The following is a 15,763-nucleotide window of genomic DNA, read 5'->3' as shown; positions in this document are numbered from 1 at the left end:
GACGGGTCCGTCGAAGTACTGGATCACCGTCTGTCGACCGACTCGTTCCAGCCGAATCGTGCCCCGAGAGCGAGCGTCGCGCAGATCCCGGCAAAGAGGAGGATAGCGAGTGCATCGAGTGTAATGGCGTGCGTGAGCAAGAACACCCCGTAGGCGAGCCCGCCAGCCGCCGCCCCGACGGCCGTGCTGGAGACAATGTACCACAGTTCCAACCGACCTGTGGATGCGCTTCGTCCCAGTTGTACGCCGAGTCTGATCGCGACGCCACCGACGTCCCAGGCGACGATGGCAGCGATCGTCCCGACGAGTGGCCAGGCCGGCGTCGTCGTGGTGGCACTGATCGCGATTCCCACGATCATCCCGAGAGCCCCGAGATCGAGCAGCCGACGATTGCCGATCACCAGCGCGCGGGCGAGCACCAGGGCACCGACCCCGGCGACCATCCCTGCCGGAATCGGGTTGCTGACGGTCGTGGCGACGGCGCCTACTGACGTGACGAGTGAGGCCGTGCGAGCGAGTTGCGTTGGACGTCGGGTGAGTTCGGTCATCGTGGGGAACCTCGTTTCGCTTCTCGCTCGATGATCGCGTCGAGCGAATCGTCGTTCGTCCAGTCCAGCACCGGTACTCCCCGCCCGTGAAGGGTACTTATTCGAAGGGCCCGGCAGTGTGCCGCGAGTGCAGTTTCCGGCGTCTCGGTGGTCGTCGGATCAGGACTTACGACAGTCGTGGCGTGACCTCTGGCGATCAGTCGCTGGGCGATTATCCGTGCGCCAAAATCAGCGAGGGGTGACAGGAAGATGAGTTCCGTGTCCGGCGCCAACTGGTCGACGAGTTTACCGAGCTGTGTGGGCCAGTGGTTGTGTTTCGTCGCTGGAGGAACGGTCGAGAACTGCGGATGGCGCGTGAGTGCCCGCTGGATTCGGAGCCGATGCGCATTGCTCGATCCAGGTGGGAGCCAGCACGGTCCGCTTTCGAACGACGACGCTCGATCGGTCGCCGTCGTGGCGGCTCCGATGCCCGCGAGCCCGACCGAGTTTCCGGACGCGAGGAGGTCGGCAGCGATCCGTCCGGCAGCCTCGACGGCCCGGTCGACGGCGTGAACCGCCGTTTCGCTCGGTGCAGCGTACGCAGACCGTCTAGCATCGATCAATAACACGACTCGACTCGAGTGCATCTCGTGGAACTGTATCGTCGCAAGTTCGCCCGTTCGAGCGTGGCGATTCCAGTCGACTCGGTTGATGGGGTCGCCCGCTCGGTACTCGCGGATGGAGTGAAACTCGGTGCCGGGTCCCCCATCAGGCGTCCGGACGTGGCCAGTCCGCTGGAGCGTTGCGTGGCGCTGGGGAACGGTGGCACTCGCACGATCCAGCGAAGGGGTACAGGTGAGCGTCGTCGGTGCTGGCACGTAGATGGTGCGCTCGGCCGAGCGGGAAACGTCGCCGACGAGGACCGCCACCGGATCGAAGTCGTGCGTTCCCGGCCGCGCCTCGACGGTGTACTCGACGGTGACTGACTCTTCGGGAAAGAGCGTCGTCCCGGTCCGAATCGACCCATCGGTGACCTGCAACGCCCCGGGAACACCGTCGATCACACGCACGTCGACGAGCGGACGAGCGCCGCCGTTCGTGATCGTCGTCGCCACGGAGACGGATTCGCCCGGCTCGGGGTCGGTTGGCTCGACCGTTCGGTCGACGTCTATCGTCGGCTCACCTGCAGTGGTCGATCTGGCGTAACCGGCGTACCCGATTGCAGCGGTTCCGGCCAGCAGTAAGCCGGGTACTTCGAGCAACGCTCCTGCCCCGATCAGCCCGAGTGCGACCGACCCAACACCCCACCAGTGACCGGTCTCGGTCGGCTGGAGCGACTCCGTTCCAGCGAGCAGCCGATCCGTCGTCCGCTGCCCCGCCCCATCGCTGGTGGTGGTTGTGTCCGGTCTCGGTTTGGAGGCCTCGCTCGTGGCGTCGCCGTAGTGACGGGCCGAAATCGTCGATATTTCGTGGACAACGCGTGCATGTACATCGGGTGTTTCCTCGTTCCTCCGGACCCGACGGAGGAGCCCGAACCCGCGGTCGGCCACCTGGATGCGACCTCCGGAGATGTACCGAGCGACGAGCTCGTCGTCCGTCCACGTCCCCTCGTCGAGTACCTGTTCGGCGGCGTCTTCGTCGATTCCGGTGTACCTGACGAGCGTCTCCCGAGCGATGGCCCGATAGCCCAGTCGGTCAGATGCTTTTGTTCCCTTTCGAACGTCCGTCTGGCCAAACTCTCTGAGGGCCTCCTCCGCGGTCTGCCGGGGGACGGTGGCGTCGACGCGTCGTTCCGGTTCCGGTGTCTGAGTGGACTCCGGTCGGTTCCAGGCACGCCCGAGGCCCAGCATCGATCCGACAATGGCGGCTAGCCCGAGTATCGTGAGGAGTGCCGGTGAGGAACTGAACGCGACGATATCGCCGAGGCTAGCGAGCGCGGCGATGGCCCCGAACAGTGCCGCTGCGTAGGCGTACCGATTGATGGGGGCGGTCACTGCCGGTCACCTCCATCGGCCGAACCGATTTCCGTCGTCGCTTCGTCCGCTTCCCCGTACGTCGCTTCGATGCGCCGGAGGATCTCTACGGCACGTCGCTCCGTCACCGCTGTCGGTGATTCGGGGCCGTATCTGACCGCTTCGAACAGCGACGTGAGTTCCTCGACGTCTTCACGATCGAACCCCGCGTCGACGGCGGCGGCTGCAAACTCCCTGGGCGTACTCGTATTCGGGTTTTCGACGTCGAGGATCGTCGTCATGCGATACCAGGCGTCGTAAATCGCGTTCTCTACCTGGTCGGCGGACGCGTCTTCGATCCGATCCGCGGTATCACCGGCGACGTTTCCGACCTCGGCTTTCGCGGTCGCCGCCATCCCCCCAGTGGATTCGTCGTCCGTCGCGAGTCGAGACTTGACGAACAGGCCGATGGCGACGAGCACGATCCCACCGACGACGAGACCGAACAGCTGTGAGGCTTCGATTAGGGCCGATGAACTCGATTGACCACCTTCGTCCCCGCCACCATCCATGGGTGGGCCTGGGAGTGCGTCTTGTGGTTCGCCGGCCGTGCGGTTCATGCCACCGCCGGAGAAGCCATCGAAGCCCTTCATTACAAGATAGAAGAAAAGTGAGAGTATTACGACGATGACCGACAGTTTGGCGAGTTTCCGGAGCAAGTCGCGTCTGTCGTAAAAGGCGAAGACGATCAGGGCGATCAACAACCCGACGATGCCCGCGAATAGTATCGCCTTGAACAGGAGACCGGGGCCGCTACTGTCGGTCTCATCGAGTTCCGGTTCTTCCATCGCCGCTGGTGATCCGCCCCCGCCACTGTCTCCAGGTGTCACGGCTGATTCCGGAACGAACTGGATACTGGCCGCGACGGCGGCGATCGCCACGATCGCGATGACGGCAGCGAGTAGTCGTCGCAGTGGGATGTCCGTACGCATGTATGACGGCGTCGATTTCTCCTCCTCAGCGCACACTTATTTTTGTTGCGATGGGAACAGGTAGCCTGGTTCAAGTCCAGCATACACACCGAACTGGTTCCGACGCCGGACTGGTTCCGGAATCGACCGGTGAACACCGCTCGTGGCTGAGTTACCCCTCCATATCCGGCCGCGAGTCCTCCCCAGATGATCGCTCGACGGGCCCGTTCCGCCCGCGGTCTTTCGTTGCCCTTATGTACCCGACGGGATGTATCTCCGGGTACGATACGCTGCAGGGGGACGGCCCCCGAGTCCAAACGGGCGACGATAGATACCGGGTCGTGGTAGCCAAGCAGGCCCAAGGCGCATGGTTGCTAACCATGTGGCGTCAAGCCTCCGGGGTTCGAATCCCCGCCACGACGTCCGTACCACAGAACGCTCTGGGAGACCGGCAGACGGTCCTCTCAGCCAGACACAGACACACGATACATGAGCGAGGAAACACCGCAAGAACCCGAAGACGACGAAGACATCCAGTACTTCGTTCGAATCGGTCAGACAGACTTAGACGGCACGAAGTCCGTCGAACGTGCGCTGACCGGGCTCGATGGGATCGGCCGACGGACGGCCCGACTCGTCGCGAGCGAAGCTGCTGTCGACCGAACGGCGACGTTCGGTGCACTCGAGCAAGACACGATCGACGACATCGTTTCACTCGTCGAATCACTCGGAGACGACCTCCCCGACTGGTTGAACAACCGTCCGGGCGACTTCTACACGGGCGAGACGAAACACATCGTCGGCAACGATCTCGGTCTCACCCGCCAGCAGGACATCAACCGGATGAAGATGATCGACTCCTACAAGGGCGCCCGCCACAAGCGCGGCCAGAAGGTCCGCGGACAGCGGACGAAGTCCACCGGTCGTACCGAAGGGACCATCGGCGTCAACGTCGAGGAGATCCGCGAAGAGCAGGCCGAAGAGGCCGCCGAGGAGGATGACGAATAATGCCGCTTGGCACCGATACCAAGCAGTACGAGACGCCGAACCATCCCTACCAGGGCGAGCGCATCGCGAACGAGCACTCGCTGCTCGACCGCTACGGCCTCGCTAACAAGGAAGAACTCTGGCGAGCGCAGTCGGAACTTCGTTCGTACCGACGCGAGTCCCGGGACCTGCTCGGACAGGCCCAGGGCGACGCGACGGTCCAGCGACGCTCCGAAGAGTTCCTCGGCCGACTCAAGCGAGTTGGCATTCTCGACGAAGCGGAAGGCCTCGGTGACGTCCTCGGTCTCGAGATCGAGGACGTCCTCGAACGCCGACTCCAGACGGTCGTCTACCGCAAGGGACTGGCGAACACGCCACAGCAGGCGCGCCAGTTCATTATCCACGGCCACGTCCGGATCGGTGACCGGCGCACACGCGTCCCGTCGTACGTCGTCGACGTCGACGAGGAGGACGACGTGGCGTTCGACGAGACCAGCCCGCTGGCGGACGAACTGCACCCGGAACGTGCGGAGGGTCAATAATATGAGTCAGGACGACGATAAGTGGGGAGTCGCCCACGTGCACGCATCGTTCAACAACACCATCATGACCGTGACCGACCTCACGGGCGCGGAGACGATCGCGAAGTCCTCCGGTGGGACTGCGGTCAAGCAGAACCGCGACGAGGCGTCGCCCTACGCGGCCATGCAGATGGCCGAGGGCGTCGCCGAGGAGGTCAAGGCTGCGGGCATCACCGGTCTCCACGTCCGTGTTCGCGGACCTGGCGGCAACCTGCAGAAGTCGCCCGGTCCCGGTGCGCAGGCGACGATCCGCGCGCTCGCCCGCTCCGGTATCGAGATCGGTCGCATCGAGGACGTCACGCCGATCCCGCACGACGGATCGCGCGCACCGAAAGGCAAGGGCGGATTCTAGATCCATGGCATCCGACTACGACGTCGAGTTCGTCGAACGCACCGAACGGGAGGCGCGGATCCTGGTCCGTGGGATTACACCCGCGTTCGCCAACGGCATCCGCCGCGCGATGGTCGCCGACGTGCCGACTCTGGCGATCGACACCGTCCGGTTCATCGAGAACTCCTCGGTCATGTTCGACGAGCAACTGGGGCTTCGCCTCGGACTCGTCCCCCTGACGACGCCGACGCCAGAGGAGTTCGGCGATGACGACGTGGTCACGCTCTCGATCGACGTCGAGGGGCCGGCCACCGCCTACTCGGGCGATCTCGTCTCGAGCGAACCCGACCTGGTGAAGCCGGCCGACGAGAACGTCCCGATCATCCAGCTGAAGGACGACCAGCGCCTCGAAGCCGAGGCCGACGCGGTTTACGACCACGGCAAGAAGCACGCCAAACACCAGGGCGGCGTTGCCGTCGGGTACCGTCACCTCCAGCGCGTGACCGTCGACGGAGATCTCCCCGAATTCGAAGACGAGGAGACCCAGATCGTTCGCGGCGTCATCGAAGACGATGGCGAGTTGATCCCGACCAGCGAGTTCGGACACGATCTGACCGAGCGGTATCCGGGGAAAGACGTTACCGTCGAAGACGTCCCGAACGCCTTCGTCTTCCACGTGGAGACGGACGGATCGTTTGCCGTGGAGGAGCTCGTGACGCGCGCCGTCGGCTCGATCGACGATCGCGCAGCCGAACTGGAAGACGCCGTACAGCTATAAGAGAGACCAATGACCCGTCACCACCCTTCGAACGCGAGACAGGCCGGCGCCACGAGCTACGAGGCCGGCGACGGATCCGACCGGATCGAAAGCGGTTTGAAGGGGCGGCGGGTAGACGGAAGTGCACGCAGGGATAGCCAAGTCAGGCCAACGGCGCAGCGTTCAGGGCGCTGTCTCGTAGGAGTCCGCAGGTTCAAATCCTGCTCCCTGCATCACTTCTGGGCGAGTTACGCTCGTCAGCGACTGACACCGATTATCGGAGGATATCAATGAGTACGAAGACCAATCCGAGGCTTACAGACCTCATCGCCGAGCTGAAGTCGACGTCTCGTTCGCGAGACGCCGACGTCTGGCGCGACATCGCCGATCGGCTCGAGAAGCCCCGTTCGAACCACGCAGAGGTGAATCTGGGCCGTATCGAGCGATACGCGCGTGAAGAAGAGACAGTCATCGTTCCCGGCAAGGTGCTGGGAAGCGGTCGACTGCGAAAGAACGTCACCGTTGCCGCCGTCGACGCGTCGTCGTCGGCTGCGACGAAGATCGATCAGGTCGGCGAGTACGTACCGATCGAGCAACTGCTCGAAGAGAATCCAGAGGGATCGAACGTGCGGGTGATCGCATGAGTCTCGCCGAATTCGACGCCGACATCGTCGTCGACGCCCGGGATTGCATTCTCGGTCGCGTCGCGAGCGAGGTTGCCCAGCGCGCACTCGATGGCGAACGGATCGCCGTCGTCAACGCCGAAGATGCCGTCATCACGGGCGACAAAGAAGACGTGTTCGAGACCTACCGGACCCGAGCGCAGCTCGGCTCCGACCGCGGTCCGAACTACCCGAAACGGCCGGACATGATCTTCAAGCGGTCCGTCCGTGGCATGCTCCCGTACAAGAAGTCACGTGGGCGTGAGGCGTTCTCGAACGTCCGCATCTACGTCGGTAATCCCTACGAGGGTGACGACGACCACGAGGCGACGGTCCTCGAGGACACGTCGCTGGATCGCCTGTCGAACATCCGCTTCGTCCATCTGGGCGAGATCGCCGAACAACTGGGTGCTTCCGTCACATGGTAACGAACACGAGTGGGAAGAAGAAGACGGCCGTGGCACGAGCTACCGTCAGCGACGGTGAGGGTCGTGTCAGGGTCAACGCACAGCCAGTCGAACTGGTCGAACCGGAGATGTCCCGTCTCAAGATGCTGGAGCCGTTCCGCATCGCGGGTGACGAATTCCGCGACGGCGTCGACATCGACGTTCGGGTCGAAGGCGGTGGAATTAGCGGCCAGGCAGACGCCGTCCGCACCGCCATCGCTCGCGGGATCGTCCAGCACACGAACGACGCCGAACTGCGCGATGCGTTCATGTCGTTCGATCGCTCGCTGCTGGTCAACGACGTTCGCCAGTCCGAATCGAAGAAGTGGGGCGGCCCCGGTGCGCGGGCTCGCTACCAGAAATCCTACCGCTGAGGTGAGACAAGTATGATGGTCCCGGTCCGGTGTTTCACGTGCGGCACGGTCGTCGCCGAACACTGGGAAGAATTCGAAGAACGCGCCCGCGAGGGTGACGAGGATCCCGCCGAAGTCCTGGACGACCTCGGCGTCGACCGGTTCTGCTGCCGGCGGATGCTCGTTTCGCACACCGACCTCGTGGACGTCGTCTCGCCGTACCAGTAACCATGCAACAGGAACGCTACAACCGGTACGAGAAGGCCCGGATCCTCGGCGCGCGAGCGCTGCAGGTATCCTACGGCGCCCCCGTGCTGATCGAGACCGACCGAACGGAGCCGATCCTCATCGCGGCCGAGGAGTACGACGAAGGTGTGCTCCCGTTCACGGTCAATCGAGGGCAAGCATCGTCATGACGCTGATCACCGACGTCCGGCTGCGCGAGATACTCGACTCACGGGGCAACCCGACGGTCGAGGCTGACGTCGTCACGGAAAGCGGTGGGTTCGGTCGCGCTGCGGCCCCGTCCGGCGCGAGTACGGGCGAGTACGAGGCCGTCGAGCGACCCACCGGAGAAGCCATCGCGGCGGCTCGTGAGCGGGCCGTCCCCCGGCTCGTCGGTGAGGCCTACGCCGGCAACCAGCGTGAGGTCGACGCGATCTTGCGCGCGGCAGACGGCACCGATACCTTCTCCGAGCTCGGCGCCAACAGCGCGGTCGCCATCTCGATGGCGGCTGCGAAGGCCGGAGCGGACGTGCTGGGTGCACCGCTGTTCCAGCACCTGGGCGGAACGTTCCGCGGGGAGACGTTCCCCACGCCGCTCGGGAACGTCGTCGGCGGTGGCGAACACGCCGCCGACGCGACCGACATTCAGGAGTTCCTCGCCGCACCCGTCGGCGCACCGAGCGTTCAGGACGCAGTGTTCGCAAACGCGGCGGTCCACGCCGCGGTGGCGGACATTCTGGACGAACGCGACGAGCCTGCGGGGAAGGGCGACGAGGGTGCGTGGGCGCCGTCGATCACGGACGCCGAGGCGTTCGAGGTCGTCGACGAGGCAGTGAACCGCGTCGAGAACGAGGTCGGCTTCGAAGTCGGCATCGGCCTCGACGTCGCTGCTGCGGAACTCTACGACGCCGACGCAGGCGAGTACGTCTACAGCGACCGAACGCGCTCGACCGACGAGCAGATCGCGTACGTCGCCGACCTCGTCTCCGAGTACGACCTCGTCTACGTCGAGGACCCGCTCGACGAGGACGACTACGAGGCCTACACGGAGTTGACGGATCGTGTTGGTGACGAGACGCTCGTCTGCGGCGACGACCTCTTCGTGACGAACGTCGATCGCCTGCGCGAGGGAATCGATCGGGATGCGGCCAACTCCATCCTGATCAAGCCGAATCAGATCGGCACGCTCTCGGACGCGTTCGACGCGATCGAACTCGCGACCGAACACGGCTACGAAGCCGTCGTCTCCCACCGTTCGGGCGAGACCGAAGACACGACCATCGCACACCTCGCCGTCGCGACCGACGCCGCCTTCATCAAGACTGGCGCCGTCGGCGGCGAGCGAACTGCCAAGCTGAACGAACTCATCCGAATCGAGGACGACGCGATATGACAGAGAACGACACATCACAGGAGGGCCTCGACGCCGCCGAGGAGGAGATCGACGAGGAGCCAGCCGAGGGGGCTGGCCCCGCCGCCGAATCCGAGGAGGTCACCGAGGCCGACGACGCACAGCCCGCCGCAGACGACGCTGCGGACGAACCCGCTACCGAGGAGGCAGACGACGGCCCCACGCTCGACGACGACGTCATGAGCGACGAGGACGTCGATCTGCTCATCCCGGTCGAGGACTACCTGGGCGCCGGTGTTCACATCGGTACCCAGCAGAAGACGTCGGACATGGAGCGGTTCATCCACCGCGTCCGAACCGACGGTCTGTACGTCCTCGACGTCTCGATGACCGACGGCCGGATTCGCACGGCTGCGGACTTCCTCGAGAACTACGATCCGGAGCAGATCCTGGTCACCTCGTCCCGTCAGTACGGCCGATTCCCGGCCGAGAAGTTCGCCGAGGCCGTCGGTGCACGTGCCCGGACGGGTCGGTTCATTCCCGGGACGCTGACCAATCCGAAGTACGACGGCTACATCGAACCCGACGTGCTCGTCGTCACGGACCCGATCGGCGACGCCCAGGCCGTCAAGGAGGCTATCACGGTCGGGATTCCGGTCATCGCGATGTGTGACTCCAACAACCAGACCGGTAACGTCGACCTCGTCGTCCCGACGAACAACAAGGGTCGCAAGGCTCTCTCGGTCGTCTACTGGTTGCTCGCGAACGAGGTCCTCGACCGCCGCGGCGCGGAGCCGTCCTACGCGCTCGAGGACTTCGAGAGCATGGTGTAGGTTCGGTATTGTCCTTTCAGCCGTTTTCACGCCCGCGAGCGACAGCTACCTGCGACGACGGCCGCCTGCCGTCCTCGATGCGATCGAGCTCGACAGACAGAAAGAGTTACCTGTCGAACGGCGTGATTCGATCGTATGACCGATCTCCTGTACGAGTTCGAAGAGGAAGCGATCCCACCGGTCGTCGCCCTGGCGGCGGCTGCACTGGCTGGTGTCTTCGCGCTCGGGTTCGTGTACAAGCTCCTCACCGTCGTCGTCCTGTAGCAGTTGGGCGCGAATCGGCGTGCCCGATGTGGTGTCGATCGCCGCTCGAGAAGACAGCAATTAAGCCGGGTCGGGCTAATCCACCGCCAATGACTCGTTCGAGCGCTCCCGGGAAGGTCTACCTCTTCGGTGAGCACGCGGTCGTTTACGGCGAACCGGCGGTCCCGTGCGCGATCGAGCGTCGGGCCCGGGTGGGTGTCGAGCCGCGCGACGATGCGACATTGCGCGTTCATTCCGATGATCTCAGCCTGGATGGGTTCACCGTCGAGTACGCGGGCTCGACCGACGGGAAACCAGATATCGACGTCGCCGAGTCGCTCGTCGACGCCGCGATGGGATACGTCGACGAGGCGATCGCGCAGGTGCGTGAGGTAACTGGCGAGCCCGACGCCGGATTCGAGGTGACGATCGAGAGCGACATCCCGCTGGGGGCGGGTCTGGGGTCGTCCGCGGCGGTCGTCGTCGCCGCGATCGACGCCGCAACCCGCGCGCTCGGGGTCGAACTCTCCACGGCGGAACTCGCCGAGCGAGCGTATCAGACCGAACTTGCAGTGCAGGACGGGCAGGCCTCGCGAGCGGACACGTTCTGTTCCGCGACCGGCGGTGCCGTTCGCGTGGAAGGATCGGACTGTCGGGCGATCGACGCGCCCGATCTTCCGCTCGTGATCGGATTCGACGGTGGGGCTGGAGATACTGGTGCACTCGTCGCGGGTGTTCGACAGCTTCGCGACGAGTACTCGTTCGCGGCGGACACGGTCGCATCGATCGGCGACATCGTACGGCAGGGTGAGACGGCGCTGGCCGACGGTGACGTCGCGGAACTCGGGCGGTTGATGGATTTCAACCACGGACTGCTGTCGGCGCTGGGCGTCTCCGGCCGCTCGCTCGATTCGATGGTGTGGGCGGCACGCGAAGCCGGTGCACTGGGCGCGAAATTGACGGGTGCCGGCGGTGGTGGCTGCATCGTTGCACTGGACCCGACGCCGGAGACGGAGACGGCGTTGCGGTACTTACCCGGTTGTGAGGACGTGTTCCCTGCGGAACTGGCCGACGAGGGGGTGCGCCAGCTCGAATGACGGTCGTCCTGAAACTCGGCGGGAGCGTCGTCACGGAGAAAGATCGGGCGGAGACGATCGACGGTGCGGCGCTCGATCACACGGCGGACGCGATCGCCGACGCGATCTCGGTTGGCGATGTCGACGACCTGGTCGTCGTCCACGGTGGCGGGAGTTTCGGCCACCACCACGCGAGCGAGTTCGGCGTGAGTACGACCGACGGAAGTCACGACGTAGACGCCGTCCACGCGATTCACGGGGCGATGACGACGCTCAATCAGTTCGTCCTCCGGCGCCTGCTCGACCGGGACGTCCCCGCCGTTCCGATACAGCCGTTTTCGGCCGGCCATCGGTCCGAACGTGGTGAACTCACGTTTCCGTTTGGCCAGATCGAGACGCTGCTTTCGGAGGGGTTCGTTCCCGTGCTCCACGGGGATCTCGTCGCGCACGCGGGTGAGGGCGTCACCGTCGTGAGTGGGGACGAACTCGTCGTCGAGTTGGCAGCGAGTCTCGGAGCCGACCGCGTCGGGCTCTGTTCGGCAGTCCCCGGCGTTCTCGACGATGCCGATGCGGTCATCGATCGGATCGACGAGTACGATGACGTCGCCGACGTGCTGGGCGAGAGCGAGGCGACGGACGTGAGCGGCGGGATGGCGGCGAAGGTGCGGGCGTTGCTCGACCTCGACTCGAACGCGACAATTTTTGGACGCGACGGACTGTCAGCGTTTCTCGAGGGGGACGATCCGGGAACGACGATCGACTAGTCGTCGCCGGTGGAGTCGCGGGTTAGAACGTCGAGACGACCTCGTGGATACAGCCGTCGGCGGCCGCGTAATCGAAGTGACTCGGGACGTACGCGACGTTGTGGTCCGTGTAGTTCGACGGCGGCGTTCCGTCGCAGCCGTCGTTTCCGACTGCGTCTCCCAGTTCGGCGGTCCCGTACGCCCAGTTCAGAATCTCGTCGTCTTCCATCCAGTAGTTGTGTACGTCGCCCACGGCGGCTTCGATGTCGGGGCCGTAGGTGCCCTCCATCGAGACGGATTCGTCGTCCGCGGCGCCGCCGAGGAGTGAGAGTGACGCGAGATCGTCGTGATGGCCCCACTCCGAGAGTTGCTCGACCGCCGACAAAGCGACGCGAGCGCCGAGTGAGTGGGCGACGTACCGAACGGTGACGCCCGGGTTGGCCGCCTTGTAGGCGTGGGTGAACGCCGCGAGTTTCGGGCCGTTTTCCTCGGCGATCTCGGTGGCGTTGTACCAGCCGAAGTCGGCGTCCCACGAGAACCCGACGAACGGCTGTGCGTATCCCTCGGCGGAAAACGTCTCGTCGGCGTCGCCGAACGTACAGACCCCGCCCTCGGCGTCGTTGTTCCAGCCGTGGACGAACACGAGTAGTTCGTCGCCCGGGGCGCTGTGGATGCCGGGAATCCCGTCGCCAGCGTACTCGTAGTTGGTCGCGTCGTTGCCGTCTGTGAGGTAGACGCTTCCGTACCACGTCGTGTCGAAGTGACCGCGTGTCGTCACTCGCGGAAACGCCGTCGGTGGGTCGTCACAGCCGCCCTTGCTACCGGCGCTCGCAGTTCCCGATCCCGCGAGGATGGCGCTCCCGGCGAGTCCGGTCGTCGCCAGTCCGCGGAGTACTCGTCGTCTGGACGCCGATCGAGTTGCCTCTTCCGTGCCCTGTTGTGGCATGAATGTTGTTACCAATACTTACTACTTAACCATTGTGTCAATCGTCGGCAGTGACTGGTCACGGTCGCGATAGACGGCTGGCACTGACTGTAACCGGTTGTCGGTTTACCTGCTAGAGGCAGGCCATGGGCCGTCTGGTCGGCGTGAAGCCGACGGATCGACCCGCGGTCTTTATACGGGATGGGTGTGTATGTCGGGGTAGCGAGACCCGCGGGCAAGTGCGATCGAGGTCGGGTCGGCCGGAGCCACCGATTCGATCGCATAGCGGGATGGCCGACGCGCAGTCACGTCGAGGCCGTAGGAACCGGGAGTCCGCGGACCGTTACCACGAGCGCCCATCAACGAGGCGCTCGGTGTCTACCAATGGAAATTGAAATTGCAACGATCGGCGGTTACGAGGAAGTCGGCCGGCAGATGACTGCCGTCCGCGCTGGTAACGACGTCGTCATCTTCGACATGGGACTGAACCTCTCGCAGGTTCTGATCCACGACAACGTCGAGACCGAGCGCATGCACAGTCTCGATCTGATCGACATGGGCGCGATTCCGGACGACCGGGTCATGTCCGACCTCGAGGGCGACGTCCAGGCGATCGTTCCGACCCACGGCCACCTGGACCACATCGGCGCGATCTCGAAGCTGGCGCATCGGTACAACGCACCGGTCGTCGCCACGCCGTTTACCATCGAACTGGTCAAACAGCAGATCGAGAGCGAACAGAAGTTCGGCGTCGAGAACGACCTGATCAAGATGGATCCCGGCGAGACGATGTCGATCGGCGACACCGGTCAGGTCGAACTCGAGTTCGTCAACGTCACGCACTCGATCATCGACGCCATCAACCCGGTCTTGCACACCCCCGAGGGAGCCGTCGTCTACGGACTGGACAAACGGATGGACCACACACCGGTCATCGGCGATCCGATCGACATGGAGCGGTTCCGCGAGATCGGTCGCGAAGGCGAGGGCGTCCTCTGTTACATCGAGGACTGTACGAACGCGGGCAAGCAGGGTCGCACACCGAGTGAATCGGTCGCGCGGCGCCACCTGAAAGACGTCATCTACAGTCTCGAGGACTACGACGGCGGCATCGTCGCGACGACGTTTTCGAGCCACATCTCCCGCGTCACTTCGCTCGTGGAGTTCGCCAAGGATATCGGCCGCCAGCCGGTCTTGCTGGGCCGCTCGATGGAGAAGTACTCGGGCACCGCCGAACGACTCGACTTCGTCGACTTCCCCGACGATCTCGGGATGTTCGGCCACCGCAAGTCGGTCGATCGAACGTTCAAACGGATCATGAACGAAGGCAAGGAGAACTTCCTCCCGGTCGTCACCGGCCACCAGGGCGAGCCACGTGCGATGCTCACCCGGATGGCCCGCGGTGAGACGCCGTACGAACTGGACGACGGCGACAAGGTCGTCTTCTCCGCCCGCGTGATTCCGGAACCGACGAACGAGGGTCAGCGCTACCAGGCCGAGAAACTGCTCGGCATGCAGGGTGCGCGCATCTACTCCGACATCCACGTTTCCGGGCACCTCAACCAGGAGGGCCACTACGAGATGCTGCAGGCGCTCCAGCCCCAGCACGTCATCCCGGCTCACCAGGACATGAAAGGCTTCTCCAGTTACGTCGACCTCTGCAAGAGTGAAGGATACAAACTCGGTCGGGACCTTCACGTCACATCGAACGGCAACCTGATCCAACTGGTCGAGTGAGATGACGAGCCCTGAGGCACGCGAACAGACGGTGCTCGAAGCGGTCCGGAAGCGTCGCGAACTGGTCAACGAGGCGATTCCCGAGGAACTCCCGGTTCGCCGACCGGAACGGCTCTACGAAGCGTCGCGCTACCTGCTCGACGCGGGTGGCAAGCGGCTCCGACCGTCGGTACTGCTCGCGACAGCAGAAGCGCTGACCGACGTGGAGCCACTCTCGCAGTCGTATCGGTCGTTCGAGCCGCTCGACGACTCGGACCCGGTCGACATGCTGGCGGCAGCCGTCAGCGTCGAAGTGATCCAGTCGTTCACGTTGATTCACGACGACATCATGGACGACGACGATCTCCGACGCGGCGTCCCGGCCGTCCATCGCGAGTACGACGTTGAGACGGCGATTCTGGCGGGCGATACGCTGTACTCGAAGGCGTTCGAGATCATGCTCGATACGGGCGCCGAGACGGATCGGATGGTCCGTGCGCTCGACGTTCTCGCGAACACCTGTACACAGATCTGTGAGGGACAGTCGCTCGACGTCCAGTTCGAAGAGCGTGACGAAGTCACGACCGACGAGTATCTGGGGATGGTCGAACAGAAAACCGCCGTCCTCTACGCGGCATCGGCCGCGCTGCCCGCCGTCCTCCTCGGAGCGGACGAGGAGACTGTCGACGCGCTCTACGGCTACGGCCTCGACATCGGGCGCGGGTTCCAGATCCACGACGACGTCCTCGATCTGACGGTCCCGAGCGAGACGCTCGGCAAACAGCGCGGGAGCGATCTCGTCGAGAACAAACAGACCCTGATCACGGTTCACGCTCGCGGACAGGGCGTCGACGTCGACTCGCTCGTCGACACCGACGACGTCGACGCCGTCACCGAGGCAGAGATCGACGACGCCGTCGCCACGCTCGAAGACGCGGGCAGTATCGAGTACGCTCGATCGAAAGCCCGCGAACTCGTCTCGAACGGGACCGATCGACTGAACGTCCTCCCGGAGAACGAGGCCCACGATCTCTTAGAGGACATCGCGGATTACCTCGTCGAACGCGGCTACTGACCCGCCACG

At 64.4% G+C, this 15,763-nt stretch carries 20 protein-coding genes and 2 tRNA genes; 18 read left to right on the top strand and 4 right to left on the bottom strand.

Features of this window, described 5'->3' with window-relative positions; genetic code table 11:
- Window positions 1-23: 23 nt before the first annotated feature.
- Genes HALRU_RS08505 through HALRU_RS08495 form a run of 3 tightly spaced genes read right to left on the bottom strand, consistent with a single transcriptional unit; the run spans window position 24 to window position 3,471 of the window.
- Window positions 24-548 carry a DUF7519 family protein gene (locus tag HALRU_RS08505; protein WP_015300986.1) on the bottom strand — a complete coding sequence of 175 codons (525 nt, stop codon included), beginning with the start codon at window positions 546-548 and terminating at the stop codon, window positions 24-26.
- Entirely contained in the window at window positions 545-2,521 is a 1,977-nt protein-coding gene (locus HALRU_RS08500; RefSeq protein WP_015300985.1) for a DUF58 domain-containing protein, read from the bottom strand. Before HALRU_RS08500 ends, HALRU_RS08505 begins: the two co-directional genes overlap by 4 nt.
- Window positions 2,518-3,471 (bottom strand): DUF4129 domain-containing protein, encoded by a 954-nt coding sequence (locus HALRU_RS08495; protein WP_015300984.1) that lies wholly within the window; start codon window positions 3,469-3,471, stop codon window positions 2,518-2,520. The genes HALRU_RS08500 and HALRU_RS08495 overlap by 4 nt, the downstream gene beginning before the upstream one ends.
- A 317-nt stretch (window positions 3,472-3,788) precedes the next feature.
- Between HALRU_RS08495 and HALRU_RS08490 the strand changes: the two genes are divergently transcribed.
- The 16 genes from HALRU_RS08490 to HALRU_RS08420 all read left to right on the top strand — a co-directional run bounded on the left by HALRU_RS08490 (window position 3,789) and on the right by HALRU_RS08420 (window position 12,059).
- Window positions 3,789-3,872, top strand: a tRNA-Ser gene (locus HALRU_RS08490).
- A 67-nt stretch (window positions 3,873-3,939) separates the two neighbouring features.
- The gene (locus HALRU_RS08485) at window positions 3,940-4,458 is read left to right on the top strand and encodes a 30S ribosomal protein S13 (protein ID WP_015300983.1); all 519 of its coding nucleotides are present in this window, start codon (window positions 3,940-3,942) and stop codon (window positions 4,456-4,458) included.
- Window positions 4,458-4,979 (top strand): 30S ribosomal protein S4, encoded by a 522-nt coding sequence (locus HALRU_RS08480; protein WP_007704739.1) that lies wholly within the window; start codon window positions 4,458-4,460, stop codon window positions 4,977-4,979. Before HALRU_RS08485 ends, HALRU_RS08480 begins: the two co-directional genes overlap by 1 nt.
- A gap of 1 nt (window position 4,980) precedes the next feature.
- Window positions 4,981-5,370: a 30S ribosomal protein S11 gene (locus HALRU_RS08475; protein WP_007704742.1), complete on the top strand. Its 390-nt coding sequence runs from the start codon at window positions 4,981-4,983 to the stop codon at window positions 5,368-5,370.
- A gap of 4 nt (window positions 5,371-5,374) precedes the next feature.
- Window positions 5,375-6,127, top strand: a complete 753-nt coding sequence (locus tag HALRU_RS08470) for a DNA-directed RNA polymerase subunit D (protein ID WP_015300982.1) — start codon at window positions 5,375-5,377, stop codon at window positions 6,125-6,127.
- A gap of 127 nt (window positions 6,128-6,254) precedes the next feature.
- Window positions 6,255-6,339 (top strand) — tRNA-Leu (locus HALRU_RS08465).
- 57 nt (window positions 6,340-6,396) lie between these two features.
- The gene (locus HALRU_RS08460) at window positions 6,397-6,750 is read left to right on the top strand and encodes a 50S ribosomal protein L18e (RefSeq protein ID WP_007704745.1); all 354 of its coding nucleotides are present in this window, start codon (window positions 6,397-6,399) and stop codon (window positions 6,748-6,750) included.
- Window positions 6,747-7,196, top strand: coding sequence for a 50S ribosomal protein L13 (locus HALRU_RS08455; protein ID WP_015300981.1), 450 nt, complete (start codon window positions 6,747-6,749; stop codon window positions 7,194-7,196). The genes HALRU_RS08460 and HALRU_RS08455 overlap by 4 nt, the downstream gene beginning before the upstream one ends.
- Window positions 7,190-7,588 (top strand): 30S ribosomal protein S9, encoded by a 399-nt coding sequence (locus tag HALRU_RS08450; RefSeq protein ID WP_015300980.1) that lies wholly within the window; start codon window positions 7,190-7,192, stop codon window positions 7,586-7,588. Before HALRU_RS08455 ends, HALRU_RS08450 begins: the two co-directional genes overlap by 7 nt.
- Before the next feature lie 12 nt (window positions 7,589-7,600).
- Complete coding sequence (locus HALRU_RS08445; protein WP_007704759.1) at window positions 7,601-7,795, top strand: DNA-directed RNA polymerase subunit N; 195 nt, start codon at window positions 7,601-7,603, stop codon at window positions 7,793-7,795.
- A gap of 2 nt (window positions 7,796-7,797) precedes the next feature.
- On the top strand, window positions 7,798-7,983 hold the full coding sequence (locus HALRU_RS08440) for a DNA-directed RNA polymerase subunit K (protein WP_007704762.1): 186 nt from the start codon (window positions 7,798-7,800) through the stop codon (window positions 7,981-7,983).
- The gene (eno, locus tag HALRU_RS08435) at window positions 7,980-9,185 is read left to right on the top strand and encodes a phosphopyruvate hydratase (RefSeq protein ID WP_015300979.1); all 1,206 of its coding nucleotides are present in this window, start codon (window positions 7,980-7,982) and stop codon (window positions 9,183-9,185) included. The genes HALRU_RS08440 and eno overlap by 4 nt, the downstream gene beginning before the upstream one ends.
- The gene (gene rpsB, locus HALRU_RS08430) at window positions 9,182-9,976 is read left to right on the top strand and encodes a 30S ribosomal protein S2 (RefSeq protein WP_015300978.1); all 795 of its coding nucleotides are present in this window, start codon (window positions 9,182-9,184) and stop codon (window positions 9,974-9,976) included. Before eno ends, rpsB begins: the two co-directional genes overlap by 4 nt.
- Before the next feature lie 135 nt (window positions 9,977-10,111).
- A complete protein-coding gene (locus HALRU_RS16120; protein ID WP_015300977.1) occupies window positions 10,112-10,240 on the top strand; it encodes a hypothetical protein in 129 nt (42 codons plus the stop codon).
- Window positions 10,241-10,329: 89 nt separating this feature from the next.
- Complete coding sequence (gene mvk / locus HALRU_RS08425; RefSeq protein ID WP_015300976.1) at window positions 10,330-11,316, top strand: mevalonate kinase; 987 nt, start codon at window positions 10,330-10,332, stop codon at window positions 11,314-11,316.
- Window positions 11,313-12,059 carry an isopentenyl phosphate kinase gene (locus HALRU_RS08420; RefSeq protein ID WP_015300975.1) on the top strand — a complete coding sequence of 249 codons (747 nt, stop codon included), beginning with the start codon at window positions 11,313-11,315 and terminating at the stop codon, window positions 12,057-12,059. Before mvk ends, HALRU_RS08420 begins: the two co-directional genes overlap by 4 nt.
- 22 nt (window positions 12,060-12,081) lie before the next feature.
- Here the strand turns inward: HALRU_RS08420 and HALRU_RS08415 are convergent, their stop codons facing one another.
- A complete protein-coding gene (locus tag HALRU_RS08415; protein ID WP_015300974.1) occupies window positions 12,082-12,984 on the bottom strand; it encodes an alpha/beta hydrolase in 903 nt (300 codons plus the stop codon).
- Window positions 12,985-13,347: 363 nt separating this feature from the next.
- Here HALRU_RS08415 and HALRU_RS08410 point away from each other — a divergent pair, with 363 nt between their 5' ends.
- Window positions 13,348-14,700, top strand: coding sequence for a ribonuclease J (locus HALRU_RS08410; protein ID WP_015300973.1), 1,353 nt, complete (start codon window positions 13,348-13,350; stop codon window positions 14,698-14,700).
- A 1-nt stretch (window position 14,701) separates the two neighbouring features.
- Window positions 14,702-15,754, top strand: coding sequence for a geranylfarnesyl diphosphate synthase (gene idsA3, locus HALRU_RS08405; RefSeq protein ID WP_015300972.1), 1,053 nt, complete (start codon window positions 14,702-14,704; stop codon window positions 15,752-15,754).
- Window positions 15,755-15,763: the final 9 nt, after the last annotated feature.

This window comes from Halovivax ruber XH-70 (assembly GCF_000328525.1).
GTDB classification, from domain to species: domain Archaea; phylum Halobacteriota; class Halobacteria; order Halobacteriales; family Natrialbaceae; genus Halovivax; species Halovivax ruber.
This window is presented reverse-complemented; position numbering and strand designations above follow the sequence as displayed.

Coding starts and splice junctions, on each gene's coding strand:
- HALRU_RS08505 (WP_015300986.1), bottom strand. CDS start 548: ATGACCGAACTCACCCGACGTCCAACGCAACTCGCTCGCACGGCCTCA.
- HALRU_RS08495 (WP_015300984.1), bottom strand. CDS start 3,471: ATGCGTACGGACATCCCACTGCGACGACTACTCGCTGCCGTCATCGCG.
- HALRU_RS08485 (WP_015300983.1), top strand. CDS start 3,940: ATGAGCGAGGAAACACCGCAAGAACCCGAAGACGACGAAGACATCCAG.
- HALRU_RS08480 (WP_007704739.1), top strand. CDS start 4,458: ATGCCGCTTGGCACCGATACCAAGCAGTACGAGACGCCGAACCATCCC.
- HALRU_RS08475 (WP_007704742.1), top strand. CDS start 4,981: ATGAGTCAGGACGACGATAAGTGGGGAGTCGCCCACGTGCACGCATCG.
- HALRU_RS08470 (WP_015300982.1), top strand. CDS start 5,375: ATGGCATCCGACTACGACGTCGAGTTCGTCGAACGCACCGAACGGGAG.
- HALRU_RS08460 (WP_007704745.1), top strand. CDS start 6,397: ATGAGTACGAAGACCAATCCGAGGCTTACAGACCTCATCGCCGAGCTG.
- HALRU_RS08455 (WP_015300981.1), top strand. CDS start 6,747: ATGAGTCTCGCCGAATTCGACGCCGACATCGTCGTCGACGCCCGGGAT.
- HALRU_RS08450 (WP_015300980.1), top strand. CDS start 7,190: ATGGTAACGAACACGAGTGGGAAGAAGAAGACGGCCGTGGCACGAGCT.
- HALRU_RS08445 (WP_007704759.1), top strand. CDS start 7,601: ATGATGGTCCCGGTCCGGTGTTTCACGTGCGGCACGGTCGTCGCCGAA.
- HALRU_RS08440 (WP_007704762.1), top strand. CDS start 7,798: ATGCAACAGGAACGCTACAACCGGTACGAGAAGGCCCGGATCCTCGGC.
- eno (WP_015300979.1), top strand. CDS start 7,980: ATGACGCTGATCACCGACGTCCGGCTGCGCGAGATACTCGACTCACGG.
- rpsB (WP_015300978.1), top strand. CDS start 9,182: ATGACAGAGAACGACACATCACAGGAGGGCCTCGACGCCGCCGAGGAG.
- HALRU_RS16120 (WP_015300977.1), top strand. CDS start 10,112: ATGACCGATCTCCTGTACGAGTTCGAAGAGGAAGCGATCCCACCGGTC.
- mvk (WP_015300976.1), top strand. CDS start 10,330: ATGACTCGTTCGAGCGCTCCCGGGAAGGTCTACCTCTTCGGTGAGCAC.
- HALRU_RS08420 (WP_015300975.1), top strand. CDS start 11,313: ATGACGGTCGTCCTGAAACTCGGCGGGAGCGTCGTCACGGAGAAAGAT.
- HALRU_RS08415 (WP_015300974.1), bottom strand. CDS start 12,984: ATGCCACAACAGGGCACGGAAGAGGCAACTCGATCGGCGTCCAGACGA.
- HALRU_RS08410 (WP_015300973.1), top strand. CDS start 13,348: ATGGAAATTGAAATTGCAACGATCGGCGGTTACGAGGAAGTCGGCCGG.
- idsA3 (WP_015300972.1), top strand. CDS start 14,702: ATGACGAGCCCTGAGGCACGCGAACAGACGGTGCTCGAAGCGGTCCGG.